Genomic DNA, 24,260 nt, shown 5'->3' on the forward strand with positions numbered 1-24,260 from the left:
CGGCGGCCTCTGGTCTCCCGCAGTCGAGAAAATTCACTGAACCCAACCACTCTAGAAACTGTCGCACTTATGCGATTTGAGCTTCTATATGTGGGTATTATGAATAGACGTACGTTTCTGCAATCAGCGGGTGGGACCGCTGGCGCCGCGACTCTCGCAGCGGCGTCGGGGACGGCGGCTGGGCAGGCGGAGGGGACAGAGGCAGGCGGCGGCGGTGGCGGCCAGACGGCGCCCGACTACGGCGACTGGTTCGACGACGTGGACAACTTCTCCGGGCCGGGTGACACGGTCGACGCGACCGGACAGGACTCGACGACGGTCGAGGTCGGCGTCCAGGCCAACGGCGGCGCCTTCGGCTTCGGCCCGCCCGCCGTCCACGTCGACAACGGCGCGACGGTCCAGTGGGAGTGGACGGGCCAAGGCGGCGGCCACAACGTCGTCTCCGACGGTGGCGGGCCGCTGGACTCGGGCGAAGCGGTCGCCAACGCCGGCGTCAACTACGAGTTCACGTTCGACGAAGACGGCATCTTCAACTACTACTGTGACCCCCACCTGGGACTGGGAATGAAAGGCTCGGTCGTCGTCGGCGAGGAGTATCCGACAGCGGCCGCGGGCGGCGGCGGGCCGGTCGAGGTGGACCCACACGAAGCGGGGGTTCCGATCCAGCCCCACTACGTCGGCTTCGGCGCCGGGCTCGCGGTCATCATCCCGCTCATCTTCACGTACTTCCAGCTCAAATACGGCGAATCGCCCCACACGAGCGGCGGCAGCGACTGAGACGGATTGTCGTCCCGGTCGGAGCTGGCTCTCGCGTCGACGGGCCGCCCTAGTCGTACTCGTAGAACCCGGCGCCGGTCTTCTTCCCGAGGTCGCCCGCTTCCACTTTCCGTTTGAGGAGGTAGGCCGGCCTGTAGCGGTCACCCAGTTCCGCCCGGAGCGTCTCGCTGGCGTCGAGCACCACGTCCAGCCCGATGTGGTCGGCCAGTTCGAGCGGACCCATCGGGACGTTCGTCCCCAGCCGCAGGCCGCGGTCCACGTCGTCCCTCTCGGCGACACCCTCGTCGTAGGCCCGGATGCCCTCGTTTATCCACGGCAGCAGGACGCGGTTGACGACGAAGCCCGGTTTGTCGTCGGCCTCCCATGTCTCCTTGCCCAGCGCCGCGGCGAACTCGTGTGCGAGGCCGACCGTCTCCGCGCTCGTGTGCTCGCCGACGACGACCTCCACGCCCGCCATCACCGGTACCGGGTTCATGAAGTGCAGCCCGACGACCCGCTCGGGGCGGTCGACGACGCTCGCGATGCCGGTTATCGAGAGCGTGCTCGTGTTGGTCGCAAGCACCGTCTCGGGGTCACAGGTCGCTGCCAGGTCCGCGAACACCGACTGCTTGACATCGAGGTCCTCGGTGACGGCTTCGACCACGACCTCGGCGTCGGCCAGGGCGTCCAGCTTGGTCGTGCCGGTGATGCGGTCCCGGACCTCGTCGGCCGCCGCCCGGTCGAGGTCGCCGCGGTCGACGACCCGGGCCAGGCTCTCCTCGATGGACTCGAACCCGTCGGCGACGAGTCGCTCGTCCACGTCGCGCAGTACGACGCGGTACCCCGCGACGGCCGCCACCTGTGCGATACCGGCGCCCATCTGTCCCGCACCGACGACGCCGACGGTGTCGATATCGTCGAGTTCCATACGCCCGGTAGGGCTGGCCCGTGCGTAAGCGTACTGCCGGACACGTGCGTAAGCGTACTGCCGGACAGTGACACATATGAATTCTGACCATTCAGTGAGAGGAAGTTATATAGAACGCAATAACACACCGACGGCAGCGGTAACAAATATTAACTCGCTCTGTAGTAAATGTCAGTCTAAAGATACTTATGGTGGGGGCCTGAACGGAGAAACGACGCAGTCACCGACGACCACTGCCCGAACGTCCCGGGTACCACCACACATCCCATCAATGAGCGAATCACTCGACGTCTCGGCCACAAACGCCGACGCTACGGTCGCACAGGTCATCGACACTATCGCGGAAACAACCCCCGACGTGCGGACGGCGATTTTCACGGAGCGCGGCCACAGCGAGTCGGTAAACCCAACAGGCGACGCGCAGCTGGCGGCCGATCTGCGGGCCGACGAGCTGTTCGAGGAGCGGCTGCTCGCCATCGACGGCGTCGCGAGCTACGCCAGCGAGGAGCGCGAGGACGTGACGACCTCGACCGGTCGGCTCCACGTCGCGATGGACCCGCTCGACGGGTCGTCCAACCTGGAACCCAACAGCGGTATGGGGAGTATCTTCTCGGTGTACAGCGAACAGCCCCCGACCAGCGGGCGGAACCTCGTCGCGGCCGGCTTCGTCGTCTACGGGCCGGTCACCTCGATGGTCGTCGCCCGCGAGGGCCGCGTCCGGGAGTACCTGCTCGAAGACGGCGACCGGCGCCTCGTGGACAACGACGTCACCGTCCCCGAGGACCCGACCGTCTTCGGCTTCGGCGGCGGCGTGGACTCGTGGACCGACGAGTTCGAGCCGGTCGCCGAGTCCATCCGCGAGGAGCTGAAGCTCCGCTACGGCGGCGCGATGGTCGCCGACATCAATCAGGTGCTTACCTACGGTGGGGTCTTCGCCTACCCCGCGCTCCAGTCCCGTCCCGAGGGGAAGCTCCGGCTCCAGTTCGAGGGCCACCCGATGGCCTACGTCGTCGAGTCCGCGGGCGGGCGCTCCTCGAACGGCGACGAGTCGCTGCTGGGGACGGAACCCGACGAACTCCACGAGCGGACGCCGCTGTATCTGGGCAACGACTCGCTCATCGACCGCATCGAGTCGTCGGTCGAGCAGTAACGCCGGTTTTCAGTAGCCGAGATATATCGCCAGCGCCTTCAGGACGCTGTAGACGGCGACGAGGAGCCCGACGAGCGCGCCCAGTATCGTCCCGACGATGCCGCTCGGCCAGAGCGAAAGCGGGTTCGGGAGTCCCGAGAGGAGGCCGGCGACCGGGCCCGGCAGCAGTGACCCGCCACCGCCCGCCTCGCTGACGTTTGTCACCGACTGCCCGCCCACCACGAGTTCCCCCGCCGTCGAGAGGTTCTGCACGTAGCTCCGGGTCCGCGTCTCGCCGGCCGGGACCGCTATCTCGTGGGTCGCCACGCTGCTGTCGTCGAGCCGGACGCTGAACGGGTAGCTCCCGTCGGCGGTTCCCCGGTTCTCGGCGGTGACGGTGATGCGAACGGCGTCGCCGGTGGTCGGTGCCGTCGCGTTGAGGCTGACGTTCGTGATTGCGATGTCCGGCCGGCCGCCGGCGTCGCTGGCAGCCGCGGTCCCGTCGGACTCGGTCGCTCCTTCGTCCGTGGGCTGGGTCGCCGTGGCGTCGGTCTGGCCCGTCCGGTTCTCGCTATCCGTCCCCCGTTTGGCTCCGACGGCGAACCGGGACAGCCCCGGCGCGGTGGCCTGATAGGTAACTCCGCGCTCCGTCCGGCCGACGACCGACGTGGTCAGGGGCGTCCAGCCGTCGGCGTTCCGGGACAGCACCACGTCTTCGGGGGCCACGCCGGTCCGGTTCAGGGCCGTCCGGTTCACGCTGAACCTGACGCTCACCCGGTTCGCGGGGACCGCGTGGTCGACCGAGAACAGCCCGAACCACGGGCCGTCGAACGACGCCGGCGGCCGGTCGCTGGCCGCCATCCCGAGCGAGAGCGACCTGTTGGCCGGGAAGGCCGCGCTGAGGCGGTCGAGCGTGACGTTGCCGCCCTCGACGAGCGAGCCGTTCCGGGCTCTGACCTGCTGGACGAGGCCGGTCCCCTCGACGGTCGCGGTCGCGTGGGTCGCGTTCTGTCGCACCACGGTGACGGCGCTGGGCTCGTCAGCGGTCGCTCGCACGGTCAGCTGTCTGGTCGCGACGGCCGTGTGGCCCTCGCTGTCGGTCACTTCCAGGGTGATGTCGTGGCGCCCCGCCGTCGCGAACGCCACATGGACGGACGGCCCAGTGAGGAGCGTACCGCCGTCGATGTACCACCGGTAGCTCTCGATGCCGTCGGTATCGACAGTCTCGGCGGCGCTGAAGTTCACGGCCGTCCCGACCGTCGTCGTCTCCGGGCCGTCGAGGACGATGTCGGGCGCGGAGTCCTCGTAGCGGAACTGCCGCATCCGGGACAGCACGCGCATGTTGCCGTTCCGGTCGATCGCCCGTTCCCAGACGAAGCTGTAGGCGCCGTACTCCGGGACGGTGTAGCGGGTCCTGAATCTCGTGTTCGAGTCGTCCTCGGCGGTGAAATTCGCCATCGTGAGCCGGTCTTCGGCCGGCCCGGTGACGGCCAGTCGGAGCCCGGACAGCGGCTCCGTCGTGGCGAGACGCACCTCGACGGTGGAGTCGTTGAGCCGCGTGAGCACGAAGTACCTGAAATCCGGAACGAGGGTGTCCATGCCGGTCACTGTCATCGTGCCGCTGGTCAGTCGGTTGCCGGCCCCGTCGGCGATGGCGCCGCCGTCGGCGAAACTGACCGTGACGTTGTCGACGTTCTGCCGTTCGCCGAGGAGCAACGTGACGGTCGCGCCGTCCCCGGTCGGGTCGACGGTGACGTTCGAGACGCTCCCGCTACTGAGCGCGAAATCACCGGCCGTTACCGACTGCCGGTCGATGGTGCTGTTATCGGTGAAGGTAAGCTCGATTTCCGTCGACCCGGCCATCGTGGCGTTGGTCCACTCCGGCGCGTCGGTGTCGTTCTCCGCGTCGAGTTCCTGTGTCTCGGCCGCCGACACAGCGCCGCTACTCGAAAGCACAAGCACCAGACACAGGAGCGATAACAGGAGCCAGCCGGCGACTCGAACCCGCCGGTCCGCTGGTGGCGCTCGGTGCCGGCTGCCCCCTCGCATACGGTCCAGTTGCTCGCCACTGACTATCAATGGCCCGGCACCATTACAGCCGATGATAATCACCCGGTTCGGGGGGAACACCTGTCACCCCGCGGACCGTGTGGTACGGTATGAAGGTGCGTATCGCCGCCGACGCCACCCGCGACGAGGCCACCGCCATCGCCGCGGCCGTCGCCGAACACGTCGGCGAGACCGTCGAGGTGTACGTCGGCGACGGCGACGAGCCGGAGCTCGTGCGGGAGGTTGCCGAGACGGACGACACGGAGTCGACACCGGCGGCCGAGGAGCCAGCGCCGACCGACCGCGAGCGCCGACTCCGCGAGGAGATCGCCGACATCGAGCGCGGCGGGCCCGAGAAGTACCGCGAGCGCCTCGCCGACCGGGGCAAACTGTTCGTCCGGGACCGGCTCGAACACTGGTTCGGCGAGGACGGTCTCGACTTCGAGGACGGGCGCTTTGCCAACTTCGACAGCTGGCACGGGTCGAGTCCCGACGTGGACGAGTACGACCCGGACACCCGGCTCCCCGCGGACGGGCTCGTCACCGGCGCCGGGACACTGGCGGGACGCAGGCTCCACGTCGGGGCCAACGACTTCACGGTGAAAGCGGGCTCCGTCGCGAAACACGGCGTCGAGAAGTTCATCAGACTGCAGGAGCGCGCACTGAAGACCGGTCGCCCCGCCCTGTATCTCGTCGACTCCTCCGGCGGGCGCATCGACCAGCAACGGGGCTTTTTCGCCAACCGGGAGGGGATCGGGAAGTTCTACTTCAACCACTCGCGGATTTCGGGCGTCGTCCCACAGATCTGCGTGCTGTATGGCCCCTGTATCGCCGGCGCGGCCTACACGCCCGTCTTCTCGGACTTCACGGTGATGGTGCGGGGGATGAGCGCGCTGGCCATCGCCTCCCCGCGGATGGTGGCGATGGTCACCGGCGAGGACGTCGACCTGGCGGAACTGGGCGGGCCGGACGTCCACGCTCGCCACTCCGGCAGCGCGGACCTCGTGGCCGACGACGAGGCCCACGCCCGCGAGCTCGTGGCCTCGCTCATCGGCTACCTGCCCGACAACTGCGAGGAACGACCGCCGACCGCCGACCCGGTCGAGCCGTCGAAACCGGCCGACGGCCTCGACGGCGTCGTCCCGCAGGAACCGAACAAGGGGTACGATATGCACCGGGTCATCGAGCGGGTCGTCGACGGGGACTCCTTCTTCGAGCTCCAGCCCGAATACGGCCGGGAGATACTCACCGGCTTCGCCCGCGTCGACGGCCGCTCGGTCGGCGTCGTGGCCAACCAGCCCGCCCACCGCGCCGGGGCCATCTTTCCGGACGCCGCCCGCAAGGCCGCCGAGTTCGTCTGGAAGTGCGACGCGTTCAACGTCCCGCTGTTGTATCTCTGTGACACGCCCGGGTTTATGGCCGGCTCGGATGTCGAACGGGAGGGCATCCTGGAGGCGGGCAAGAAGATGATTTACGCCACGTCCGCCGCCACGGTCCCGAAACAGTGCGTGGTGGTCCGGAAGGCCTACGGCGCCGGCATCTACGCCATGTCCGGCCCGGCCTACGACCCGGAGGCGACGCTCGCGCTGCCCAGCGGCGAAATCGCCATCATGGGGCCCGAAGCGGCTATCAACGCCGTCTACGCCAACAAGCTCGACGCCATCGACGACCCCGAGGAGCGGGCCGAACGCGAGCGGGAGCTGCGCGAACAGTACCGCGAGGACATCGACGCCCACCGGATGGCGAGCGAGGTCGTCATCGACGAAATCGTCCCGCCCGGCGACCTGCGGGCCGAGCTGGCCGCCCGGTTCGAGCTGTACGAGACCGTCGAGAAGGACCGACCCGAGAAGAAACACGGGACCATCCTGTAGCTCACAGGAGCCAGGGTCGCTCGGCGGGCTCGAACCGGTGACCACAGGCCGGACACGTCACGCGGCGCTCGCCCTCGTCCGTGTCGACGGGAAACCGGGTCGTCCAGTCCCGGTGGCCACACCGCGGACAGCGCCGCCGGAGTGGTGGCATCATAGCACGCTCTAGCCGCCGGCCGCCGAAGGGGCTGTCGGGGCCGGTGTCCGACGGTATCGGAACAGTTATTTGATGCCGGAAAAAGCCTGAAATAACAGGGCCACAGCGGCACGGAAGGGGGTGGTCCGGGGACGTGAGATGTGGCTATCTGACCGCACGGTCCGTCACGGGACCATCGAGACGGTGGGGCGTCGGGCACTCGATCTGCTGGCGAGCGTCGAGCGCGAGCTGTGGGTCGTCGTCGCGGCGGCGCTGGTCGCGGACGTCTACCTGACACAGCTGGGGCTCCAGTACGGGCTCCGCGAGGGGAACCCGCTCGCACGGCACCTCATCGAGGCGTTCGGCATCGGCGCTCTCGCCGCGCTCAAAGTGGGGGTAGTGGGATTGGCCGGCGTCGTTCGCGAACTGGTGCCGGAGCGTCAGGCGCCGACGATTCCCCTCGGAGTGGCCATCCCGTGGGTGGTCGCCGTCTGCGTCAACGGGACGTTGCTGCTCGGGCGTTGAGCCGGCCCTACGCCTCGGCGCGCTCGACCAGAGCCGTCCGCTCGAACGTACAGACGAGCGTCCCCTCGCGCGCGTACACGTCGACCTGCATCCGCACGACGCCACGCTGTTCGTCGCTCGTGAGCCGTTTGTCCAGCACTGTGGTCTCGGCCCGAATCGTGTCGCCGTGGAACACCGGTGCGGGGTGTTCGACGCCGTCGTAGCCGAGGTTGGCGACGACGGTGCCGTCGGTCGTCTCCGGTATCGTCAGCCCGACGGCCAGTGACAGGGTGTAGAGCCCGTTGACAACCCGCTCGCCGAACGTCGTCTCGGCGGCGAACTCGGCGTCCAGGTGGAGCGGCTGCCCGTTCATGGTCAGGTCACAGAACCGCTGGTTGTCGCTCTCGCTCACCGTCCGGCGCCGGTCGTGGTCGATAGTCTCGCCCTCGGTGAACTCCTCGTAGTACAGCCCGCCCATACCGACGAGAGGGACCCCCGGACCTTAGCGGTGTGGGAACACACCACTTACCACGGCGCCCGCCCAACGGCCGACATGGCGCGCCGAAGCATCCTGTTCTCGCCGGGGGACGACCCCGAGAAGCTGCGGAAGTCAGTCCGCTTCGACGCTGACGTCGTCGTTTTCGACCTCGAAGACGCCGTGGTCCCCGACCGGAAGCCGGCCGCCCGCGAGGTCGTCCGCGACGCGCTGGGAGACGTCGGCGCCACCGACTGTGAGGTGTGTGTCCGCGTCAACCCGGTCGGTTCCGGGGCGACCGAGGACGTGAGGGTGGCGCTCTCGACAGCGCGGCCGGACTCGGTGTTGCTCCCGAAGACCGGCGGGGCCGACGACGTGACACGACTGCGGACGCTTCTTTCCGAGGCTGGTGTCGACTGCCCGACACTGGCGCTCGTCGAGTCGGCCGCGGGCGTGCTCCACGCCGAGGCCATCGCCGCCCACGAAGCCACTGACGCCGTGCTGTTCGGCGCCGAGGACCTCGCGGCCGACGTCGGGGCCACCCGAACGCCGGCGGGCGGCGAGGTCGAACACGCCCGCCAGCACGTGGTGCTGGCCGCGCGGGCCGCCGGCGTCTCGCCCATCGACACGCACTTCCCGAACTACACCGACGACGCCGGCCTCCGCGCGGAGGCCGAACGAGCCGTCGAACTGGGGTACGACGGGAAACTCGCCGTCCACCCCGCACAGGTGGCAGTCATCAACGACGCGTTCACGCCGAGCGCCGACCGCGTCGCCCGGGCCGAGCGGATTCTCGCGGCGGAGTCCGCGGCCGACGGCGGCGTGTTCGTCGTCGACGGCGAGATGATAGACGCCCCGCAGATCCGGCAGGCCGAGCGGGTGCTGGAACGGGCCGACGGGAGCTGACCGCCGGTCGCCGGTTCGAGCCGGCCACGTCCGAACCACTCGCCGGCGGTCACGCGACCGCGGCGTACTACTAACTACCTCCGTCCCGGTAGCTGACATATGGCTTCCGTCCCCGAGCAGTACCACGACCTCTTCGAGAAAGCGACGTTCGCCCACGTCACGACGAGACTGCCCGACGGTCGTCCCCACACGACGCCGGTGTGGGTCGACTACGACGCCGCGGACGACCGGCTGCTCGTCAACACCGAGCGACACCGCCGGAAGGCGAAAAACGTCGCACAGGACCCCACTGTCTCCGTCAGCATGACCGACCCCGACGACCCCTACCGGTTCCTCTCGGTCACCGGCGAAGTCGACGAGGTGACGACCGAGGGGGCCCGCGAGCACATCGACGAACTCGCCGGGCGATACATGGGCGAAGACGAGTACCCCCAGCCTATCCAGAGCGAGCGGGTCGTGCTCCGGATTCGCGCCGACGACGTGTTCCACGGCGGCTGACTGGCCACGGCACGTCCATGTCCGGCGGCACCCTTTTGTCCGCGCTCGCTGATTTATACGGTATGTCTGACGAGGTGAACCCGTTCGAGAGTCTGCAGGAGCAGATCGACGACGCCGCCGCCTACCTCGAATACCCAACCGACGTGCTGGAACGGCTGAAACACCCCGAGCGAGTGCTGGAGACGAACCTCTCCGTCGAGCTCGACGACGGCTCCATCGAGGTGTTTCCGGCCTTCCGCTCGCAGTTCAACGGCGACCGCGGCCCGTACAAGGGCGGCATCCGCTACCACCCGCAGGTCTCCCGGGACGAAGTCAAGGCCCTCTCCGGGTGGATGGTGTACAAGTGCGCCGCCGTCGGCATCCCCTACGGCGGCGGCAAGGGCGGTATCCGACTCGACCCGCGGCGCTACTCCGCGGCCGAACTGGAGCGTATCACCCGCTCCTTTGCCAAAGAGCTCCGGCCGTTCATCGGCGTGGACAAGGACATCCCCGCGCCCGACGTCAACACCGGCCAGCGGGAGATGAACTGGATAAAGGACACCTACGAGACGCTGGAGAACACGACCGAGCCCGGCGTTATCACGGGTAAGGCCCCGGAATCGGGCGGCAGCGCGGGTCGGGTCGAGGCGACGGGCCGGTCGGTGATGCTCACGACGCGGGAGGCGTTCGACTATCTCGACAGGGACATCGAGAACGCGACCGTCGCGGTACAGGGCTATGGCAACGCCGGCTCCGTTGCCGCGAAGCTCATCGACGACCTCGGGGCCAAAATCGTCGCCGCCTCGGACTCCTCGGGCGCCATCTACAACCCCGACGGCTTCGACGCCCGCGCGGCGAAAGACCACAAGCGCGAGACGGGCTCGCTGGCGGGCTTCGAGGGCGCCACCGATCAAGGGTCCAACGAGGAACTGCTCACGATGGACGTGGACCTCCTCGTCCCTGCGGCGCTGGAAAACGCCATCGACGGCGACATCGCCCGGAACGTCGAGGCCGACATCATCGTCGAGGCGGCGAACGGCCCGCTCACCCCCCGAGCCGACGATGTCCTGACCGACCGGGACGTGGCCGTCTTCCCCGACATCCTCGCCAACGCCGGCGGCGTCACGGTGTCGTACTTCGAGTGGGTGCAGAACCGCCAGCGGTTCTACTGGTCCGAGGAGCGGGTCAACGACGAACTGGAGACTATCATCACGAACGCCTTCGAGAACCTCGTCGCCACCTACGAACGCACCGACGCGCCGAGTTTCCGGACGGCGATGTACGTCGTCGCCATCGAGCGCGTCGTCAACGCCGCCGAGGAAGGCGGTATCTGGCCGTAGTTGCCAAGCTGAAGGGGAGGTTCCCAATGTATCGTTTCATCTCGGCACACGAACCGCCCGTAAAAAACACATGCAGGCACGTGCTGTTGTTTCAGCGGTCCGAACCCGTGCTTACCAATGGGTCCACTCTCAAAATCTTACGATAGTACTGTTTCATCACCCGATTCGTCAACAACGACAATCTCTCCCGAGTCATTTACCTCAAGACGCGCACCGTTGCTACCCATCTCTATTACTCCATTGTCGTAAGTCCCGCCGCCTGTGGATTTCAGACCAGACGCGAACTGTACACTGCTACCAGTGTCGAAATTAAGAATATCGAATATCTGCCCCTTTGAGTTGACACGAAAACCGACTGTACCTTTTTCATCGTAAGTGCGGATGTTGCCGTCCTTGATTGAGACGTAGTCCTTCCCGAGGTCGCCTAACTGCCGATATGGGCCAGATACGCTGTCGAATTGGATTCTGTCCGCATCAACGTCGTTCAGTTCGACGAGTGTGTCGATATTGTTGAGCCGATATTGCTGTACTAATGGCCCGCTGTTCGAGTAGTCTGCAGTCGTTTTAAACGCGACTGTGCCCGTGTAGTTGTTCAGTGGGTCATCAATCCGCGGAGCTGTCATCACTGCATTTTCGAGCAAGCCAGATAATTCAAATGCGACCGAATTATTTCCAGTCGGAAACATTGCGGGTTGCATGATGACAGCATTACCGAGATCTCCCTGCAATCTCATCCCGATGTTGCCATACTTCACAGACTCTGGCGATATCTCCGTATCAACAAATGATGGAGTACCACTGCCACCAGTAACGCTCGCCGGGAGAAACTGGATTCCGATGTCAGTAACTCGATACTCCCCTCGTGTTATCTGTGTATTCTCACAGAACAGTTCGTGGTTTTCCACTGAGATTCCGACAGTAAAATCCCGGACTGTGCGGGGCCCGATGTGAACGTCAGTCGTGTCTTTGAGTTGTAACCAGCCATTGTTTGAAGACTCTGTAGAGTGCCAACTCCCGCCCATGATAGTCGTTGTCCATCGCGACGCATTGGCCCCGTCGACCGAATTCGACTCGTCTATCGACAACGCCCACCCAGTCGCCGAACACTCTATTTCGGCCCGTTCTGCAATGCGGAGTTCGAAACCTTCGTGTACGTTCGGGTCGATTGTGAGTTGACTATCCCACGTCCATTGATTATCAATTGGTTCAGCAACAAATATACGGCTGGCTCCATTTTCTAATGCACTTAGAACTTTCTCGCGGAGATTACCCCCACCGCCAAGGTATATATCTCCACCAATGACCTGTTTGCCTGTATTTACTGAATCAAACTTCCCATCTTCGAATTTGACCGGAATCTTGTTTCCCTCACTGTCGAGTGCAATTATTTCACCGTTCTCGTTCCGAAGTTCTATTTGGTTACTCATACTGTCTCTGTGATACCGAGGGTAGCTCCGTCCTCGATGACGAGACTACCAGTTTCTTCCCAGACGATGCACTCGTAAACTTCGGATTCGGGAGGCGCTGTCCCACCGTTCTCGAAGCGGAGGGTGGTGGATTGCGTGCTCTTGAGCGTCCGGAGCGATGGCGGTGAAACGTTCGTCTTAGTCTCGGCCGGGACGGTGAGTGTCTCCAACGCTTTCCGTGTTCGCATCATTGACGCCGCTCTGGATGGCGGAAGTTCGTCTTCTGTACCGGCACAGCCAGCAAGGGCGCCAGTCGCACCCGCAACAGCCGAGACCAATATCTCTCGACGGGAGAGCCAATTTGATGGTTGCATATCAACTCCAGATGGCCAGATGACACAAATTATTTTCTATCGGTAGAGTAGCAAATCTAACGGGGACACTCCAGCCTGCGCTGACCGCCGGAGTTTTGTTCCGCTCGCTCCAACAGGATACCATGCCGGTCTTCGAGCGCGAGGTTCGCGTGTCGGCGCCACTCGACGATGTCTGGGAGTTCCACGCGACAGCGGACGGTCTGGTCGCTCTGACCCCCGACTGGATGCACCTACAGGTCGAGGAGACCCGGGGCCCCGACGGGGAACCGGACCCCGAGGCGCTCGAACCGGGCTCGGTCGTCGTCTCCTCGATACAGCCCTTCGGTGTCGGGCCGCGCCAGCGATGGGTCTCGGAAATCGTCGCCCGCGAGGAGGGCGAGACGGAGGCGATGTTCCGGGACGTGATGACCGAGGGGCCGTTTCCGGAGTGGGAACACACTCACCGGTTCCACGCGGCCGGGGACCTCGCGACCGTCGTCCACGACCGCGTGGAGTACGAGCTCCCCGGCGGCCCGCTTGGCCGGCTCGCCGGGCCGCTGGGGTTCGTCGGGATGGAACCGATGTTTCGCTTTCGTCACCGAAAGACACGGGAGCTACTGGAAGCGTAGGCCGGGGGCACTTTTGCGCCCTCGGACAGGCCTTTCAGTGTCGGTCGTGAAGAGGTGCTGTATGACAGACGTACTCGTCGTCGGCGGCGGTCCCGCCGGCCTCAGCGCTGCACTGTTCACGGAGAAGAACGGCCTCGACACAGCCGTCTACGACACCGACGAGACGTGGATGCACAAGGCCCACCTGTTCAACTACCTCGGCATCGACTCGATGGACGGGTCGGAGTTCATGGAGGTCTCACGCGAGCAGGTCGAGGGCTTCGGCGTCGATATCCACGAGGGCGAAGTCACCGGCATCGAGGAGACCGAGGACGGGTTCGCCGTCACAACCGACGACGGCGAGGCCGAAGCGTCCTATCTGGTGCTCGCGACCGGCGCCGACCGCTCGCTGGCCGAGGAACTGGGCTGTGCGTTCGACGGCGACCTCGTCGACGTGACCCTCTCGATGGAGACCAGCGTCGGGGACGCCTACGCCACCGGGGCGATGGTCCGGGACCAGGAGTGGCAGGCTATCATCTCCGCGGGCGACGGCGGAGCGGCCGCGCTCGACATCCTCTCGAAGGAGGAAGGCGAACACTTCCACGACTTCGACACGCCGGCGGACGCCGAGTAAGCCGGCCCGCTACCGGCCGTATCACTCCGCCCACCGCTCGATAGCGCCCCGGATTATCGTCGCCTCGAAGTCGTGGTCCGGGCGGATGTTGACGAAGTCCAGGAACTCCTCCGCTGCCAGTAGCTCCGCCGTGGTGTAGTGGGCTCTCGCCGCGTCGACGGCCGCGTGGCCACCGACGAGCGGCTCCAGGGCCCCCAGCGCACAGGCCAGGTCGTAGGCCCGCGCGTCGGCGATCGCTTCGGCCCGCACGCTCGTGGCGTCGATGAAGTACAACTGCTCGTCGGCCACGAGGACGTTCTCCGAGCGGAAGTCGCCGTGGGCCAGCCCGTCGTCGTGCATCCGGTGGAGGAAATCGAAGACGGTGGCGGCGTGGCGCGTCACGGTCTCGCGCGGGAGCTCGTCGAGGGTCCGGAACTCGCGGAGGTACTCGAGGACGAGCACGCCCATCCCCTCGTACTCGAACGCCTCGATGGGTCTGGGTGCGTTGACGCCCAGCTCGCGCATTCGACGGGTCGCCGCGAGCTCGTGTTCGGCCATCTCGTATGGCGTGCCGAAGTGCTCGAAGAAGCCGGCGGTGCCCGAGGAGAACGCACCGATGTTGCGCCCGGTGGTCAACAGGGCGTGGACCATCGAGTTCTGCGGGGTGATGAGTTTGACGAACCAGCGGTCGTCGACGACCATCGGCGTCGAGAGCCAGTTGTCGGCCTCCAGAAAGCGGACGCGGCCGGCCGGCTCGTCGTACCGGTCGAGGACCGCGCGGCTGACACCTTCGAGTTGCGACCACGGGACCGTCCCGCGCAGGAGCCGTCGGAACGCCACGAGTTGAGGGAGGTGAGGCCGACTGATAGGCGTTGTGTCCCACACGGTATTTGTTGACAGCGGACATAACTACGGTATGGAGTTCACGCTCCCGGCCGAACACCGACAGATTCGGGCCGCTGTGCGGGAGTTCTGCGAGGGGGAGATCGCCCCCATCGCGCAGGACATCGAGGACGAGGCCCGCTTCCCCGCCGAGATTTTCGAGGCGCTGGGGCGACTTGACATGCTCGGCGTCCCCGTCGACGAGCGGTGGGGCGGGCTGGGCGGCGACCAGCTCATGTACGCGCTCGTCTGTGAAGAGCTGGGCCGCGTTTCCGGCGCCATCGGGCTCTCCGTGGCGGCGCACACCTCGCTGGCGTGCAAGCCCATCGAGCGTTTCGGGACCGACGCCCAGCGCGAGCGGTGGCTCGAACCGCTGGCGACCGGCGAGCAACTCGGCGCGTGGGCGCTGACCGAGCCCGGCAGCGGGAGCGACGCCAGCGACATGGACACCACTGCCGAGCGCGACGGCGACGAGTACGTCATCGACGGTATCAAACAGTTCATCACGAACGGCTCCGTCGCGGGCGCCGTCCTCGTGAAGGCGGTCACCGACCCGTCGGCGGGGTACGACGGCATCTCCACGTTCGTCGTCTCGCCGGAGGACGACGGCTGGGCGGTAACCGAGGAGTGGGAGAAGCTGGGGCTCAACGCCTCGCCGACCTGTGAGCTCCAGTTCGACGACTGCCGGGTCCCGGCCGACCGGCTGCTGGGCGAGGAGGGAGACGGCTGGGCACAGACCCGTGCCACGCTGGACGGCGGGCGGATCTCCATCGCGGCGCTCTCGGTGGGGCTCGCTCAGGGGGCCTACGAAGCCGCCAGGTCCTACGCCACGGAACGCGAGCAGTTCGACCGCCCCATCTCGAAGTTCGACGCCGTCCGGGACAAGATCGTGGCGATGGACCGCAAAATCGAGCGCTCGCGGCTGCTCACACACAAGGCCGCGACGATGTACGACCGGGGAGCGGACGTGACTCGGATGGCCTCGCTCGCCAAACTCGACGCCAGCGAGACAGCCCGCGAGGTGGGCGAGGCGGCCGTGCAGGTGCTGGGCGGCTACGGCTACCTCACCGAATACGCCCCACAGCGCTTCTACCGGGACGCGAAGCTGATGGAGATAGGCGAGGGGACCAGCGAGATACAGCGGCTGGTCCTGGGCCGTGAGCTGGGGCTCTGACTCAGTGCTCGTCGAGCCGCGGGACGACGGTGACCGGGACCGTCGTCTCGTTGACCACGGCGACGGCGGCGTCGCCGCTGCGGAGCCGGCCGCTCAGCCCCTTCGGTTCGTGGCCCATGACGATGTGGGTGATATCCACGTCCTCGGCGATTTCGAGCAGTTCGCGGGCGATACGGGCGCCCGGCCGGCGGCTGTGGCGACCCACGTACTCCAGAGCGACCGTCGCCTCCACCGGCTCGTCGGCCAGCCGGTCCGAGAGCGCGTCGCGCATCCGTTCTGCGGCCCGGTCCGCGTCGGCGTCGTCGACGAGATGGACGACGTACAGCGGTGTCGCCAGCCCCTCGCCGAGCGTGACGGCCGTTTCGAGAACACGGCTGGACGCCTCGTCGTCAGCGACTGCGACCAGAATGGTCATACGGCGTGTAGGGCCCGCCAACAAATATTGTTTATCTAACAACTACTCGGACGCGTCGATATCGGGGTCGAACAGGTCCGCGACCGAACAGTCGAACTGCGCCGCGAGCTTGAACGCCAGTTCGAGCGACGGGTCGTAGCGCTCGCGTTCGATGGCGTTGATCGTCTGGCGGCTGACGCCGACCGTCTCCGCAAGCTCGCCCTGGCTCAGCCCGTCGCGACTCCGGTACACGTCGAGTTCGTTTTTCATAGACGAGAGCGGTGCCAGAGATAGGACAGGCCGAAGGCGATAAAGAGTCCGATGTAGCCGTAGAACGCGCCCCGTACTATCGGGGGAGCTGTGTAGTCGGTGAGCCAGGTCAGCAGGCGCAGCGCCGCCGCGCCGGGGACCGCGACGGCGACGACTAACTGCAGGGCGGTCAGGCTGGCGCGGCGTTCGAGCGCCCAGTCGCGCTCGTCCATCAGCTGGACGTCCGACCCTTTCCAGATGACGAAAAAGGCTAAGAGGCCGACCCAGTACACCGCCTCGCCGACCAGGGGATAGTCGAAGTAGCGAAGGAGCAACGACACTGCCGTCCCGCCCAGCACCGAGCCGTACATCAGTCGCCGATACGTCCGCCGCTTGGAGAGCCTCGTCGTCGCGGGGGAATCAGTCATCGCCATGAGTGTAAAGCGCGCTTTACAGTAAAGTCCACTTTACACACCCACTTAGTTCTGTTGGACGAACGAAATTCCCGACGGAACCGTCTAGAACGGGTCAGTCCGTCGATTTCAGGTTGTGGACGGCGTCGAGCCACTCGACGACCTCGGCGGTCGGTTCCAGCGCGGCGGCGATACGGTCGGCGTCCTTGTAGGCCATCGGCGCCTCGTCGCGCACTCCCTCGACGACCGACTCGGAGTAGACCCCGTCCATCGCCGCGGCGAACTCGTCCATGTCGACGATGTCGTGGGCGCGCGTCCGGCTCATCACCCGACCCGCGCCGTGGGGCGCGGTCTGGTGCCACTCGTCGTTGCCCTTCCCCCGGGCGATGACTGACCCCTCGGCCATGTTGAAGGGGACGACGAGGCGCTGCCCCTCACGGGCCGGCGTCGCGCCCTTCCGGATGGTCATGTCCCGGAAGTCGATGTAGTTGTGGACGCTCTGAAAGCGCTCGACCGGTTCGACGCCGAGCGCCTCACAGATGGCGTCGCTCATCAGCTCGCGGTTCCAGCGGGCGTACTGCTGGGCGAACAGCATGTCGACGTAGTAGCCGTGGGCCTCCCGGCCTTCGAGCCAGTCGAGGTCCGTGTTCCGGTCGTCGTCGCCGAGGTCGTCCCGCACCGCCTGCTGGAGCCGACCGAGTCTGTCGAAGGCGTCCTCGATGTCCTTGCCCGATAGCTCGCGGCGGAGGCGCTCCTTGTCGATGTAGGACTCGCCCATCCCCCCGGTGACCCAGGTGTAGAGGTCGCGGGACTCGACGGTGTCCGGGTCGAACTTCAGGAACTCGGTGTACTCGTCGGGAATCGACTCCCGGATGTCACCGATGGCACGCCGGTCCGTCGCCGTCGACTGCCAGTACTGGGCGACCGACATCCCCAGATACCGGGAGCCGCTGTGGACGATGACCCAGTAGTCGCCCGACTCGCGGCCGCGGGCGAACTCGACGAAGTGGTTCCCGCCGCCCAGCGTCCCCGCGCTCTTGATGACGTGGTCTACTCCCTGGCGCTGGTCGGCCAGCACGCGCTCACAGAGCGACTCGAAGTAGTCGCCGTCGTAGCCGTCGAAATCGAATTCGATGGGGTCGATACGCTCGCCGAACCGGTCGGCGAAGGCCGCGTCGAAGCGCTCGAACACCTCGTTGGCACGCTCGAACGGGAACTCCTCGACCAGATGGGGCGCGTCGCCGTAGTCGTGGACGTCCCGTCCCATCGGGACGGCCTCGCGGACGCGCCGCTCGCGCTCGGCGTCGGCCAGGGGAAGCGCCTCGCCCAGCCGCGTCGCGGCCATCCCACAGCCCACGTCGACGCCGACGATGTTGGGGACGACGCGGTCGGCCAGCGGCATCGTGAAGCCGATGGGCGCGCCGGCGCCCCAGTGGGTGTCGGGCATGATGCGCACCGGTTCGGTGAACGCAGGGTGGTCGATGAGGGTCTGAATCTGCGACATACACCCCTCTTCTACCAGCGACTCGTCGTCGACCATCACGCGCGCCGTCGTGTGGGCGCCCTCCAGCTCGATTGGCATCTTGTCGGAGGTAGTCCGGACGGCCGTTTGAACCTCACGGTGGCACTGCTACTCGAACCGTCTCGCCGACGGGCCGGCTCATCCCGCAGACGGGGGCGTCGACTGGCCCGGTTCCCAGCGGCTGAGAATTCGGTCCGGTTTATTTGCCGTTTCCTCCCGGATGTTCACATGTGAGGCACCGATGAACTACCAAACTGCTCCCCTGACCGACACCGTCGAACTCGAACTGGACGGGCCCTGGACCGCCTACTGGCTGGCCGTCCTCAGGCTCGTGACCGGCTGGTGGTTCTTCCACGCCGGCGTGACCAAGCTCATCGAGGACGGGCTGGCCTTCACCTACGGCCCGGCGTACCTCAAGGGGATGACCGGGACGGTGCTTGGCCCCATCCCGGTCTGGATGGGCAACAACCTCGCGTGGCTCATCCAGCCCGGCGTCCCCCTGGGCGAGACGTTCATCGGGCTGGCGCTGATGGCCGGTGTGCTGACGCGGCTGGCCGCCGCGGGCGGGGTCTTCTTCATGACCCTGTTCTGGATCGGCAACGCCGAGTTCGGCCACGGCCTCGTCAACGCCGACCTGATGGGCCTGCTGCTGTTCGCGACGGTCCTCGTCGTGGGCGCCGGCCGGTACTACGGGCTGGACGGCGTCATCGAAGGGACCAAGCTGGTCAAACGACACCCGAAACTCCGGTACATACTGGGGTGACCAAGACATGACTGACATCATCGAGAAAGCGGCAATGGCACTGGGCGGCGGACTCGTGGCCCTCGGCATCGTCGGCCTGGGCGTCGTCGAGTTACTCGCGGGCAAACCCTACGGGGCGGCGCCCCTGACCAACGAGGCCGGCGCGGTCCTCGCGACGCCGGCGGTCGACCCGGCCGTCCGGACCGGACTCGTGCTGGCCGGTCTGGTCGTGCTGGGCCTCTACGGGGCCTACACGGCCGCGACGGCCGAAGCAACTGGCGAGGAGCAGGGCACCGCCGCCGACACGATGGCAGACTGACCCACCACTTTTCTCGCCGCGTGCGCTCGGTCCGGTATGCTCGACGCTGGTGACCCAGCCCCCGACTTCGACCTCGACGGGACCGACGGCCAGACGGTCGGCGCGTACAGACTCTCGGCAGCGGCCCAGCGGGCGCCCGTCCTCGTCGCGTTCTACACCGCGGACTTCGAGCCGCGGTGCCGGGCGTATCTCGAAGCGCTCCGTGACACCGACTGGGCCGCGCTGACCGACGCCATCGCCGTCCTCGGGGTGGCGCCCGGCAGTATCGACGACCACCGGGCCTTCGCCGCCGACCTGGAGCTGCCCTTCCCGCTGCTCGCCGACCACCCCGGCGTCGACGCGCAGTTCGGCGTCCAGCGCTCCGACGGCTCGACCCGGCGTGCGGCCTTCCTCGTCGACGGCCGCTGTCGGGTCCAGTTCGCGTGGGCGGACCCTGAAACCGCCGAGACGCCGGATATCGAACCCGTCCGCTCGGCCGTCGCCCGGCAGTGAGTGGAAAGGGGTAAGCGCCGCCCTCGCACACGACACCGTATGGAAGAGCGTTCCCGGGCCGGCGTCCGCCGAACGTACGAGCGCATCGGCGACCACTTCTCGAAGACCCGCGAGTACGCCTGGCCCGAGGTCGAAGCGTTCGTCGACGACGCCGCCGGCTGCGAGACGGCGCTGGACCTTGGCTGTGGCAACGGCCGCCACGCCGCGCTCCTGACCGACGTGGCCGACCGCGTCGTCGGGCTGGACGCTAGCCGCGCGCTGCTCGCCGAGGCCCGGCGGCGCCTCGGTGACAGCACGACCCTCGTGCTGGGCGACGCCTCCCGGCTCCCGCTGGCCGCCGATAGCGTGGACCTCGCCGTCTTCGTCGCGACGCTCCATCACCTCCCCTCGGCCGCCGACCGGCAGGCCAGCCTCGCCGAACTCGCTCGCGTGCTCGCCCCCGGCGGCCGAGCCCTCGTCAGCGTCTGGAGCACGGCCCACGACCGCTTCGACGCCCCCGCAGACGCCGAGACGGGGTTCGATACCACCGTCGACTGGACGCTCCCCGGCGGCGAGCGAGTGCCCAGATTCTACCACATCTACGCGCCAGCGGAGTTCGAGCGCGAGCTCGCCGACAGCGGGCTGGCGACGGTGTCGTTCGAGCTATCGAGTGGCAACTGCTACGCCGTGGTCCGGTCCGAAGGGAAAGGTCCTTAATCACGTTCCGTTTATCACCGAGTGAGCGCGGCGGTGGTGAGCAACTCAACGAGTTGCGAACGACGCCGCGAATGCGATGAGCGGCGGTGGTGAGCAGTTCCGCAGGAACTGCGAGCCTCGCTGTGCGAACGAAGTGAGCGCGGCGGTGGTCTAGTGGTAGGACCTGAGCCTTCCAAGCTCATGGCCCGGGTTCAAATCCCGGCCGCCGCATTTTGCTGCGAGCAAATCGCGAGCAGCAAATGCTGAACAGAGAGATTTGAACCCTACGAGTCGCAGTGCGCGCAGCGAACGGAGTGAGCGAGCACAACCGTCTTCGCGTGGTTCAAACACCGACGGACTCCGTCCGTCGAGGCTCGCGAAACCTCCGGTTTCGCTCACTCCCGGCCGCCGCATTCTGCGAGCCATACGGGAGCACCCGTCGAACCGGAGACACTACCGCCGAGAGAATCGGGGCCGCTACCGCTCGACCGACTCCCAGGTGTCCGAACTGATGGTCGCGTCGGGGTTGTCGGCGACGGCGACGGTGAGCGTGTCCTCGGTCTCCGTACTGACCAGTTCGACCCGACCGCTGTCACTCGCGGGCCCGCTTGGCAACTCGGCGGGCCGCTCGGTGGCCTGCGCTCGCGTCACGCCGCGTTCCGACGCCCCGTCGGGCTGGGCCGTCTCGCCGGACTGGCCGTCGGCCGGCGTCCCGGCGCCGAAAATCGCTCGGAGCGCCGACTTCAGCCCGGAGAGAAACCGCCGGATGGGAGTGTCCTCACCCGGTCCCGTCCGGGGTGCCGTCGGACCGTCACCCCGCGGCTCGTCGAGGGGTATGAGACTCATGCGCATGGGTAGGGTGTGGCGCTACTAAACAGTTGCGTCGCCTACAGGTTTGCGCCGCTCAGAGCTCGATTCGCTCGACTATTTGGTTGCCGTTCTGGTGGCTGTTGAGCGCCACGATACGGATACTCTCTTCGAGACCCGAGTCGTCGAGTTTCGCCTTCAACAGGTTGTCGACCTGATAGACGCCGGCGGCGTTGTTCATCTCGATCTCGACCAGCACGGGGTAGTCGTCGCCGCTGCTGAGCGTGACCGTCTCGATGGCCTGACTGGAGACCGTGTTGATGCCGCGGCCGCCGCGTTCGTACGGGATACGCGAGCGGCCCCGTTCCATGTCCAGCGCGTCGGCCACCCGGACCACCCCGGCCTCCAGGGTGAGGGGTTGCTCCTCGGTGTGGTGACAGAGGATGGCGTGGAGCACTTCGCCTTTCACCCGGACGCGCTCGGCGATGTCGTAGTGGTCCTCCAGCAGCCGGTCCAGCAGGTCCGCCGCGAGGGGAATCGAGTAGTAGGGGTGTTCGTCGCGGTGGACGACGTGGCCGATGTCGTGCAGTGTCGCGGCGAGCGCGATGATGACCGCCTCGTCGGCCTCGTCTAGGTCCTGCTGGGCTGCGCCGTTGAACTGGACGCCGCCCTGTTTGAGCAGGTCGTAGAGACACAGCGCTCGGTTCCGGACGATACTGATGTGTTTCGTCCCGTGGTCGTTGTAGCGCTTGCGCGCCACGGGATTGACGTTCTGGGCTTCGAGATACGCCTGCACCTCTTCGTCGTCGGCCAGCATACCGAGGACAGCGTTGACCCGTCCGTCGGGAAACGCGTGGTCGCCGTCGGGGTCGTAGATGCGGCCGGCCGCCTCGTCGTCGGTCTCACTCATGGCCATAGCAAGTGCGGCCAGCGAGAAAAACCCGGGCTTTCAGACGGCTTGCCGTGGCGCGTTGCCGGTAGTCGCCGCCCCGGGGCCGGCGGTGTCCGGCACTGCCCGTAAGCGGTCCGTCTCAGGCGGTCTGTGCGGCCTCGACCACTTCGTCGTAGTCGGGCTCGACCCCGGGGTCGTCGCTGACCCAAGCGTACGTGACGGTCCGGTCCTCGTCGACGACGAACACCGCTCGCTTCGCGAGGTCGTGGACGCCCAGCGCAGTGAAGTCCATCGCGATATCGTACGCGTCGATGATCTCGCGGTCGCTGTCGCTGACGAGCTCGAAACCGAGTCCCAGTTCGTCCCGGAAAGCGTTCTGGGCGAACGGCGTGTCGATGCTGACGCCGTACACGGTGACGCCCGCGTCGGCGAGTTCGTCAAGGCGGTCGTCGAACGACTCCATCTCGTGGCTACAGACACTCGTGAACGCGCCGGGGAAAAAGGCCAGCACGACCGGCCCGCGGGCGACCGCGTCGGAGAGAGTCATCTCGGCTACGTCGCCGTTTGCGAGCGGTGCGGTGAAATCCGGGGCCTCGTCGCCGACTGAAACCATATCGCTGGCTGGGGCCCCGAAACAGATTAGTGCGGTGGTCCGGCCCGCGAGTCGCGCGGTTGTTTAAGTACCAGCCGGCCCAAAGGGACAGCCATGCCCGATACGATGGAGGTCTACACAGGCATCGAGGTCACGGTCGAACACGTCTCGACGCTCGCCAACGGCGGCGCCCGCTTCAACATCACCGCCGAGGACGGCCGGAAGTGGCAGATCGACCTCACCCGGGGCGGCGAGACCGAGGTCGTGACGACGTGGCGCGACGGTGCGCTGGCTGACCTCGACGTTCCGGACTGGCTGGACGACGTGACTGCCCGACTCGTCCAACAGTAGGGCGTGCTCGCGCGGGCCGGCGACAAAAGGTTGATATCGGTCGGTTTTCGTCTCAGCCCGAAACGTCGATATTAGCTATTTCAGCCCCTCTAAAAGACCGTTCGCGAACCCAGGGGCAGGCAAAAAGACTATAATAGCAACCGCGTAAATTCCCATCACAATGTCAGGGACCATCGTACCGCTGTTCCCGGGGATACCCGGTGGGCCGGAGCTGCTAGTCATCCTCCTCATCGCCGTGCTCCTGTTCGGCGCGAACAAGATTCCGAAACTCGCTCGTTCGACCGGTGAGGCGATGGGTGAGTTCCAGAAGGGGCGCGAGGAAGTCGAACAGGAACTCGAAGAGATGCGGGAGGGCGGGGCGGCCGCGGACGGCGAGACGACTGCCGCTGACGACACCGCGACGTCGGCTACCGAGAGCGAGTCCGTCACGACCGAGGAGACGACGAGCGACTCCAAGAACTGAACTGCCTTTTCGGACGTTTCGGCTGTCCCGACGGGGGCGTGTGGCCTAGTGGACGAGGGTGAGGGGTTCCTAACCCCTAGAGCGCGGGTTCGAATCCCGCCACGCCCGTCTCGTTCGTGACACTCACTCGACGCGCGTGGCGACCATCGCGAAACCTCCGGTTTCGCTCAGTCCCGCCACGCCCGTGTAGAGTGCCGACGGGCGGAGCGGGTTACGCCATCGGGACCGCCCGTTACTCGACGACGACGGCGCCGCGCATGTTGAAGCCCTGATGGGGCGCGCAGTAGTAGAAGTAGACGCCGGCGTCGTCGAAGGTGTGCTCGAACTCGTGGCCCTCCTCGTCCGTCAGGTCGCTCTCGAAGTCACCGTTCTCGTGGACGACGTTGTGTCCGTTGCCCTCCCCGGTCCAGGCCCAGGTGACGGTCGTCCCGCTGTCGACGCGGACGGCAGCCGGGGCGAAGGCGAAGTTGCCGCCGTTACCCAGGGCACCGACGTCGACGGTGGCGCCGCCGCTCCCGGTCTCGTCCTGAATCGTCCCGTCGTAGTTGTCGGTCTCATTGAGGTACTGGTCGACCGCGACCTGTGGGGTGCCGGTCGCCTCGGGCACGGCACCGTCGGAGCCGCCGCATCCGGCCAGCAGTCCCACACTCGCGGCGGCCGCGGTTCCGAGGAACGCCCGCCGGTTCAGTCTGCCTGTCATACGTCGCTCTGACGGGCGCAGTGTGAAAACACCACCCATTCGCCG

At 66.6% G+C, this 24,260-nt stretch carries 31 protein-coding genes and 2 tRNA genes; 18 read left to right on the top strand and 15 right to left on the bottom strand.

Features of this window, described 5'->3' with window-relative positions; all coding sequences use genetic code 11:
- Window positions 1-99: 99 nt before the first annotated feature.
- Window positions 100-777 carry a halocyanin domain-containing protein gene (locus NDI56_RS02950; RefSeq protein ID WP_310917933.1) on the top strand — a complete coding sequence of 226 codons (678 nt, stop codon included), beginning with the start codon at window positions 100-102 and terminating at the stop codon, window positions 775-777.
- 49 nt (window positions 778-826) lie between these two features.
- Here NDI56_RS02950 and NDI56_RS02955 read toward each other — a convergent pair whose 3' ends face one another.
- The gene (locus NDI56_RS02955; protein WP_310917934.1) at window positions 827-1,684 is read right to left on the bottom strand and encodes a 3-hydroxyacyl-CoA dehydrogenase family protein; all 858 of its coding nucleotides are present in this window, start codon (window positions 1,682-1,684) and stop codon (window positions 827-829) included.
- A 271-nt stretch (window positions 1,685-1,955) separates the two neighbouring features.
- Here NDI56_RS02955 and NDI56_RS02960 point away from each other — a divergent pair, with 271 nt between their 5' ends.
- Window positions 1,956-2,834 carry a class 1 fructose-bisphosphatase gene (locus NDI56_RS02960; RefSeq protein ID WP_310917935.1) on the top strand — a complete coding sequence of 293 codons (879 nt, stop codon included), beginning with the start codon at window positions 1,956-1,958 and terminating at the stop codon, window positions 2,832-2,834.
- A gap of 9 nt (window positions 2,835-2,843) precedes the next feature.
- Here the strand turns inward: NDI56_RS02960 and NDI56_RS02965 are convergent, their stop codons facing one another.
- On the bottom strand, window positions 2,844-4,748 hold the full coding sequence (locus NDI56_RS02965; protein ID WP_310917936.1) for a PKD domain-containing protein: 1,905 nt from the start codon (window positions 4,746-4,748) through the stop codon (window positions 2,844-2,846).
- Window positions 4,749-4,972: 224 nt separating this feature from the next.
- Here NDI56_RS02965 and NDI56_RS02970 point away from each other — a divergent pair, with 224 nt between their 5' ends.
- Window positions 4,973-6,733, top strand: a complete 1,761-nt coding sequence (locus NDI56_RS02970; protein ID WP_310917937.1) for an acyl-CoA carboxylase subunit beta — start codon at window positions 4,973-4,975, stop codon at window positions 6,731-6,733.
- A gap of 1 nt (window position 6,734) precedes the next feature.
- On the opposite strand, the gene NDI56_RS02975 is transcribed toward NDI56_RS02970, so the two are convergent.
- Window positions 6,735-6,887, bottom strand: a complete 153-nt coding sequence (locus NDI56_RS02975) for a hypothetical protein (RefSeq protein ID WP_310917938.1) — start codon at window positions 6,885-6,887, stop codon at window positions 6,735-6,737.
- Between the two features lie 138 nt (window positions 6,888-7,025).
- On the opposite strand from NDI56_RS02975, the gene NDI56_RS02980 reads away from it, so the two are divergent.
- A complete protein-coding gene (locus NDI56_RS02980) occupies window positions 7,026-7,391 on the top strand; it encodes a DUF5658 family protein (protein ID WP_310917939.1) in 366 nt (121 codons plus the stop codon).
- A 7-nt stretch (window positions 7,392-7,398) separates the two neighbouring features.
- On the opposite strand, the gene NDI56_RS02985 is transcribed toward NDI56_RS02980, so the two are convergent.
- Entirely contained in the window at window positions 7,399-7,848 is a 450-nt protein-coding gene (locus NDI56_RS02985; protein ID WP_310917940.1) for a MaoC family dehydratase, read from the bottom strand.
- A gap of 75 nt (window positions 7,849-7,923) precedes the next feature.
- Between NDI56_RS02985 and NDI56_RS02990 the strand changes: the two genes are divergently transcribed.
- From NDI56_RS02990 to NDI56_RS03000, 3 genes are all read left to right on the top strand, one after another.
- Window positions 7,924-8,751: an HpcH/HpaI aldolase/citrate lyase family protein gene (locus NDI56_RS02990; RefSeq protein ID WP_310917941.1), complete on the top strand. Its 828-nt coding sequence runs from the start codon at window positions 7,924-7,926 to the stop codon at window positions 8,749-8,751.
- 99 nt (window positions 8,752-8,850) lie between these two features.
- Window positions 8,851-9,249, top strand: coding sequence for a pyridoxamine 5'-phosphate oxidase family protein (locus NDI56_RS02995; protein ID WP_310917942.1), 399 nt, complete (start codon window positions 8,851-8,853; stop codon window positions 9,247-9,249).
- A 62-nt stretch (window positions 9,250-9,311) separates the two neighbouring features.
- Window positions 9,312-10,568: a Glu/Leu/Phe/Val family dehydrogenase gene (locus tag NDI56_RS03000; RefSeq protein ID WP_310917943.1), complete on the top strand. Its 1,257-nt coding sequence runs from the start codon at window positions 9,312-9,314 to the stop codon at window positions 10,566-10,568.
- A 137-nt stretch (window positions 10,569-10,705) separates the two neighbouring features.
- Here the strand turns inward: NDI56_RS03000 and NDI56_RS03005 are convergent, their stop codons facing one another.
- Window positions 10,706-11,995, bottom strand: a complete 1,290-nt coding sequence (locus NDI56_RS03005) for a hypothetical protein (RefSeq protein WP_310917944.1) — start codon at window positions 11,993-11,995, stop codon at window positions 10,706-10,708.
- Window positions 11,992-12,348 carry a hypothetical protein gene (locus NDI56_RS03010; protein ID WP_310917945.1) on the bottom strand — a complete coding sequence of 119 codons (357 nt, stop codon included), beginning with the start codon at window positions 12,346-12,348 and terminating at the stop codon, window positions 11,992-11,994. The genes NDI56_RS03005 and NDI56_RS03010 overlap by 4 nt, the downstream gene beginning before the upstream one ends.
- Window positions 12,349-12,470: 122 nt before the next feature.
- Between NDI56_RS03010 and NDI56_RS03015 the strand changes: the two genes are divergently transcribed.
- Both NDI56_RS03015 and NDI56_RS03020 read left to right on the top strand, forming a co-directional pair.
- A complete protein-coding gene (locus tag NDI56_RS03015) occupies window positions 12,471-12,956 on the top strand; it encodes an SRPBCC family protein (protein ID WP_310917946.1) in 486 nt (161 codons plus the stop codon).
- 61 nt (window positions 12,957-13,017) lie between these two features.
- Window positions 13,018-13,569 carry an NAD(P)/FAD-dependent oxidoreductase gene (locus NDI56_RS03020; RefSeq protein ID WP_310917947.1) on the top strand — a complete coding sequence of 184 codons (552 nt, stop codon included), beginning with the start codon at window positions 13,018-13,020 and terminating at the stop codon, window positions 13,567-13,569.
- 21 nt (window positions 13,570-13,590) lie between these two features.
- On the opposite strand, the gene NDI56_RS03025 is transcribed toward NDI56_RS03020, so the two are convergent.
- On the bottom strand, window positions 13,591-14,388 hold the full coding sequence (locus NDI56_RS03025; RefSeq protein ID WP_310917948.1) for an RIO1 family regulatory kinase/ATPase domain-containing protein: 798 nt from the start codon (window positions 14,386-14,388) through the stop codon (window positions 13,591-13,593).
- Window positions 14,389-14,464: 76 nt separating this feature from the next.
- On the opposite strand from NDI56_RS03025, the gene NDI56_RS03030 reads away from it, so the two are divergent.
- A complete protein-coding gene (locus NDI56_RS03030) occupies window positions 14,465-15,604 on the top strand; it encodes an acyl-CoA dehydrogenase family protein (protein WP_310917949.1) in 1,140 nt (379 codons plus the stop codon).
- A gap of 1 nt (window position 15,605) precedes the next feature.
- Here the strand turns inward: NDI56_RS03030 and NDI56_RS03035 are convergent, their stop codons facing one another.
- From NDI56_RS03035 to NDI56_RS03050, 4 genes are all read right to left on the bottom strand, one after another.
- Complete coding sequence (locus tag NDI56_RS03035) at window positions 15,606-16,019, bottom strand: universal stress protein (RefSeq protein WP_310917950.1); 414 nt, start codon at window positions 16,017-16,019, stop codon at window positions 15,606-15,608.
- A gap of 42 nt (window positions 16,020-16,061) precedes the next feature.
- On the bottom strand, window positions 16,062-16,268 hold the full coding sequence (locus NDI56_RS03040; protein WP_310917951.1) for a helix-turn-helix transcriptional regulator: 207 nt from the start codon (window positions 16,266-16,268) through the stop codon (window positions 16,062-16,064).
- The gene (locus NDI56_RS03045; RefSeq protein WP_310917952.1) at window positions 16,265-16,675 is read right to left on the bottom strand and encodes a DUF2178 domain-containing protein; all 411 of its coding nucleotides are present in this window, start codon (window positions 16,673-16,675) and stop codon (window positions 16,265-16,267) included. The genes NDI56_RS03040 and NDI56_RS03045 overlap by 4 nt, the downstream gene beginning before the upstream one ends.
- A 100-nt stretch (window positions 16,676-16,775) precedes the next feature.
- The gene (locus NDI56_RS03050) at window positions 16,776-18,242 is read right to left on the bottom strand and encodes an RtcB family protein (protein WP_310917953.1); all 1,467 of its coding nucleotides are present in this window, start codon (window positions 18,240-18,242) and stop codon (window positions 16,776-16,778) included.
- Between the two features lie 181 nt (window positions 18,243-18,423).
- On the opposite strand from NDI56_RS03050, the gene NDI56_RS03055 reads away from it, so the two are divergent.
- The 5 genes from NDI56_RS03055 (at window position 18,424) to NDI56_RS03075 (ending at window position 20,641) form a co-directional block, all read left to right on the top strand.
- Entirely contained in the window at window positions 18,424-18,945 is a 522-nt protein-coding gene (locus NDI56_RS03055; RefSeq protein WP_310917954.1) for a DoxX family protein, read from the top strand.
- A 7-nt stretch (window positions 18,946-18,952) separates the two neighbouring features.
- Complete coding sequence (locus tag NDI56_RS03060) at window positions 18,953-19,243, top strand: hypothetical protein (RefSeq protein ID WP_310917955.1); 291 nt, start codon at window positions 18,953-18,955, stop codon at window positions 19,241-19,243.
- A 36-nt stretch (window positions 19,244-19,279) separates the two neighbouring features.
- On the top strand, window positions 19,280-19,735 hold the full coding sequence (locus NDI56_RS03065) for a redoxin domain-containing protein (RefSeq protein ID WP_310917956.1): 456 nt from the start codon (window positions 19,280-19,282) through the stop codon (window positions 19,733-19,735).
- Between the two features lie 39 nt (window positions 19,736-19,774).
- Complete coding sequence (locus tag NDI56_RS03070; protein ID WP_310917957.1) at window positions 19,775-20,431, top strand: class I SAM-dependent methyltransferase; 657 nt, start codon at window positions 19,775-19,777, stop codon at window positions 20,429-20,431.
- Window positions 20,432-20,570: 139 nt separating this feature from the next.
- Window positions 20,571-20,641: transfer RNA gene (locus NDI56_RS03075), tRNA-Gly, on the top strand.
- A 246-nt stretch (window positions 20,642-20,887) separates the two neighbouring features.
- Here NDI56_RS03075 and NDI56_RS03080 read toward each other — a convergent pair.
- The 3 genes from NDI56_RS03080 to NDI56_RS03090 form a co-directional block, all read right to left on the bottom strand.
- Window positions 20,888-21,256: a hypothetical protein gene (locus tag NDI56_RS03080; RefSeq protein ID WP_310917958.1), complete on the bottom strand. Its 369-nt coding sequence runs from the start codon at window positions 21,254-21,256 to the stop codon at window positions 20,888-20,890.
- Between the two features lie 58 nt (window positions 21,257-21,314).
- Window positions 21,315-22,127, bottom strand: a complete 813-nt coding sequence (locus NDI56_RS03085; protein ID WP_310917959.1) for an HD domain-containing protein — start codon at window positions 22,125-22,127, stop codon at window positions 21,315-21,317.
- 121 nt (window positions 22,128-22,248) lie between these two features.
- Window positions 22,249-22,722, bottom strand: a complete 474-nt coding sequence (locus NDI56_RS03090) for a redoxin domain-containing protein (RefSeq protein WP_310917960.1) — start codon at window positions 22,720-22,722, stop codon at window positions 22,249-22,251.
- Between the two features lie 93 nt (window positions 22,723-22,815).
- Here NDI56_RS03090 and NDI56_RS03095 point away from each other — a divergent pair, with 93 nt between their 5' ends.
- From NDI56_RS03095 to NDI56_RS03105, 3 genes are all read left to right on the top strand, one after another.
- The gene (locus NDI56_RS03095) at window positions 22,816-23,052 is read left to right on the top strand and encodes a hypothetical protein (protein ID WP_310917961.1); all 237 of its coding nucleotides are present in this window, start codon (window positions 22,816-22,818) and stop codon (window positions 23,050-23,052) included.
- 160 nt (window positions 23,053-23,212) lie between these two features.
- Window positions 23,213-23,515: a twin-arginine translocase TatA/TatE family subunit gene (gene tatA, locus NDI56_RS03100; protein WP_417935938.1), complete on the top strand. Its 303-nt coding sequence runs from the start codon at window positions 23,213-23,215 to the stop codon at window positions 23,513-23,515.
- Window positions 23,516-23,549: 34 nt separating this feature from the next.
- Window positions 23,550-23,623 (top strand) — tRNA-Arg (locus NDI56_RS03105).
- Window positions 23,624-23,747: 124 nt separating this feature from the next.
- Here the strand turns inward: NDI56_RS03105 and NDI56_RS03110 are convergent.
- Window positions 23,748-24,215 carry a halocyanin domain-containing protein gene (locus tag NDI56_RS03110; RefSeq protein ID WP_310917962.1) on the bottom strand — a complete coding sequence of 156 codons (468 nt, stop codon included), beginning with the start codon at window positions 24,213-24,215 and terminating at the stop codon, window positions 23,748-23,750.
- Window positions 24,216-24,260 lie beyond the last annotated feature (45 nt).

This window comes from Halomicroarcula saliterrae (genome assembly GCF_031624395.1).
In the GTDB taxonomy this organism is placed as follows: Archaea; Halobacteriota; Halobacteria; order Halobacteriales; family Haloarculaceae; genus Haloarcula; species Haloarcula saliterrae.

Coding starts and splice junctions, on each gene's coding strand:
- NDI56_RS02950 (WP_310917933.1), top strand. CDS start 100: ATGAATAGACGTACGTTTCTGCAATCAGCGGGTGGGACCGCTGGCGCC.
- NDI56_RS02955 (WP_310917934.1), bottom strand. CDS start 1,684: ATGGAACTCGACGATATCGACACCGTCGGCGTCGTCGGTGCGGGACAG.
- NDI56_RS02960 (WP_310917935.1), top strand. CDS start 1,956: ATGAGCGAATCACTCGACGTCTCGGCCACAAACGCCGACGCTACGGTC.
- NDI56_RS02970 (WP_310917937.1), top strand. CDS start 4,973: ATGAAGGTGCGTATCGCCGCCGACGCCACCCGCGACGAGGCCACCGCC.
- NDI56_RS02975 (WP_310917938.1), bottom strand. CDS start 6,887: ATGATGCCACCACTCCGGCGGCGCTGTCCGCGGTGTGGCCACCGGGAC.
- NDI56_RS02980 (WP_310917939.1), top strand. CDS start 7,026: ATGTGGCTATCTGACCGCACGGTCCGTCACGGGACCATCGAGACGGTG.
- NDI56_RS02985 (WP_310917940.1), bottom strand. CDS start 7,848: ATGGGCGGGCTGTACTACGAGGAGTTCACCGAGGGCGAGACTATCGAC.
- NDI56_RS02990 (WP_310917941.1), top strand. CDS start 7,924: ATGGCGCGCCGAAGCATCCTGTTCTCGCCGGGGGACGACCCCGAGAAG.
- NDI56_RS02995 (WP_310917942.1), top strand. CDS start 8,851: ATGGCTTCCGTCCCCGAGCAGTACCACGACCTCTTCGAGAAAGCGACG.
- NDI56_RS03000 (WP_310917943.1), top strand. CDS start 9,312: ATGTCTGACGAGGTGAACCCGTTCGAGAGTCTGCAGGAGCAGATCGAC.
- NDI56_RS03005 (WP_310917944.1), bottom strand. CDS start 11,995: ATGAGTAACCAAATAGAACTTCGGAACGAGAACGGTGAAATAATTGCA.
- NDI56_RS03010 (WP_310917945.1), bottom strand. CDS start 12,348: ATGCAACCATCAAATTGGCTCTCCCGTCGAGAGATATTGGTCTCGGCT.
- NDI56_RS03015 (WP_310917946.1), top strand. CDS start 12,471: ATGCCGGTCTTCGAGCGCGAGGTTCGCGTGTCGGCGCCACTCGACGAT.
- NDI56_RS03020 (WP_310917947.1), top strand. CDS start 13,018: ATGACAGACGTACTCGTCGTCGGCGGCGGTCCCGCCGGCCTCAGCGCT.
- NDI56_RS03030 (WP_310917949.1), top strand. CDS start 14,465: ATGGAGTTCACGCTCCCGGCCGAACACCGACAGATTCGGGCCGCTGTG.
- NDI56_RS03035 (WP_310917950.1), bottom strand. CDS start 16,019: ATGACCATTCTGGTCGCAGTCGCTGACGACGAGGCGTCCAGCCGTGTT.
- NDI56_RS03040 (WP_310917951.1), bottom strand. CDS start 16,268: ATGAAAAACGAACTCGACGTGTACCGGAGTCGCGACGGGCTGAGCCAG.
- NDI56_RS03045 (WP_310917952.1), bottom strand. CDS start 16,675: ATGACTGATTCCCCCGCGACGACGAGGCTCTCCAAGCGGCGGACGTAT.
- NDI56_RS03050 (WP_310917953.1), bottom strand. CDS start 18,242: ATGCCAATCGAGCTGGAGGGCGCCCACACGACGGCGCGCGTGATGGTC.
- NDI56_RS03055 (WP_310917954.1), top strand. CDS start 18,424: ATGAACTACCAAACTGCTCCCCTGACCGACACCGTCGAACTCGAACTG.
- NDI56_RS03060 (WP_310917955.1), top strand. CDS start 18,953: ATGACTGACATCATCGAGAAAGCGGCAATGGCACTGGGCGGCGGACTC.
- NDI56_RS03065 (WP_310917956.1), top strand. CDS start 19,280: ATGCTCGACGCTGGTGACCCAGCCCCCGACTTCGACCTCGACGGGACC.
- NDI56_RS03070 (WP_310917957.1), top strand. CDS start 19,775: ATGGAAGAGCGTTCCCGGGCCGGCGTCCGCCGAACGTACGAGCGCATC.
- NDI56_RS03080 (WP_310917958.1), bottom strand. CDS start 21,256: ATGAGTCTCATACCCCTCGACGAGCCGCGGGGTGACGGTCCGACGGCA.
- NDI56_RS03085 (WP_310917959.1), bottom strand. CDS start 22,127: ATGAGTGAGACCGACGACGAGGCGGCCGGCCGCATCTACGACCCCGAC.
- NDI56_RS03090 (WP_310917960.1), bottom strand. CDS start 22,722: ATGGTTTCAGTCGGCGACGAGGCCCCGGATTTCACCGCACCGCTCGCA.
- NDI56_RS03095 (WP_310917961.1), top strand. CDS start 22,816: ATGCCCGATACGATGGAGGTCTACACAGGCATCGAGGTCACGGTCGAA.
- tatA (WP_417935938.1), top strand. CDS start 23,213: ATGTCAGGGACCATCGTACCGCTGTTCCCGGGGATACCCGGTGGGCCG.
- NDI56_RS03110 (WP_310917962.1), bottom strand. CDS start 24,215: ATGACAGGCAGACTGAACCGGCGGGCGTTCCTCGGAACCGCGGCCGCC.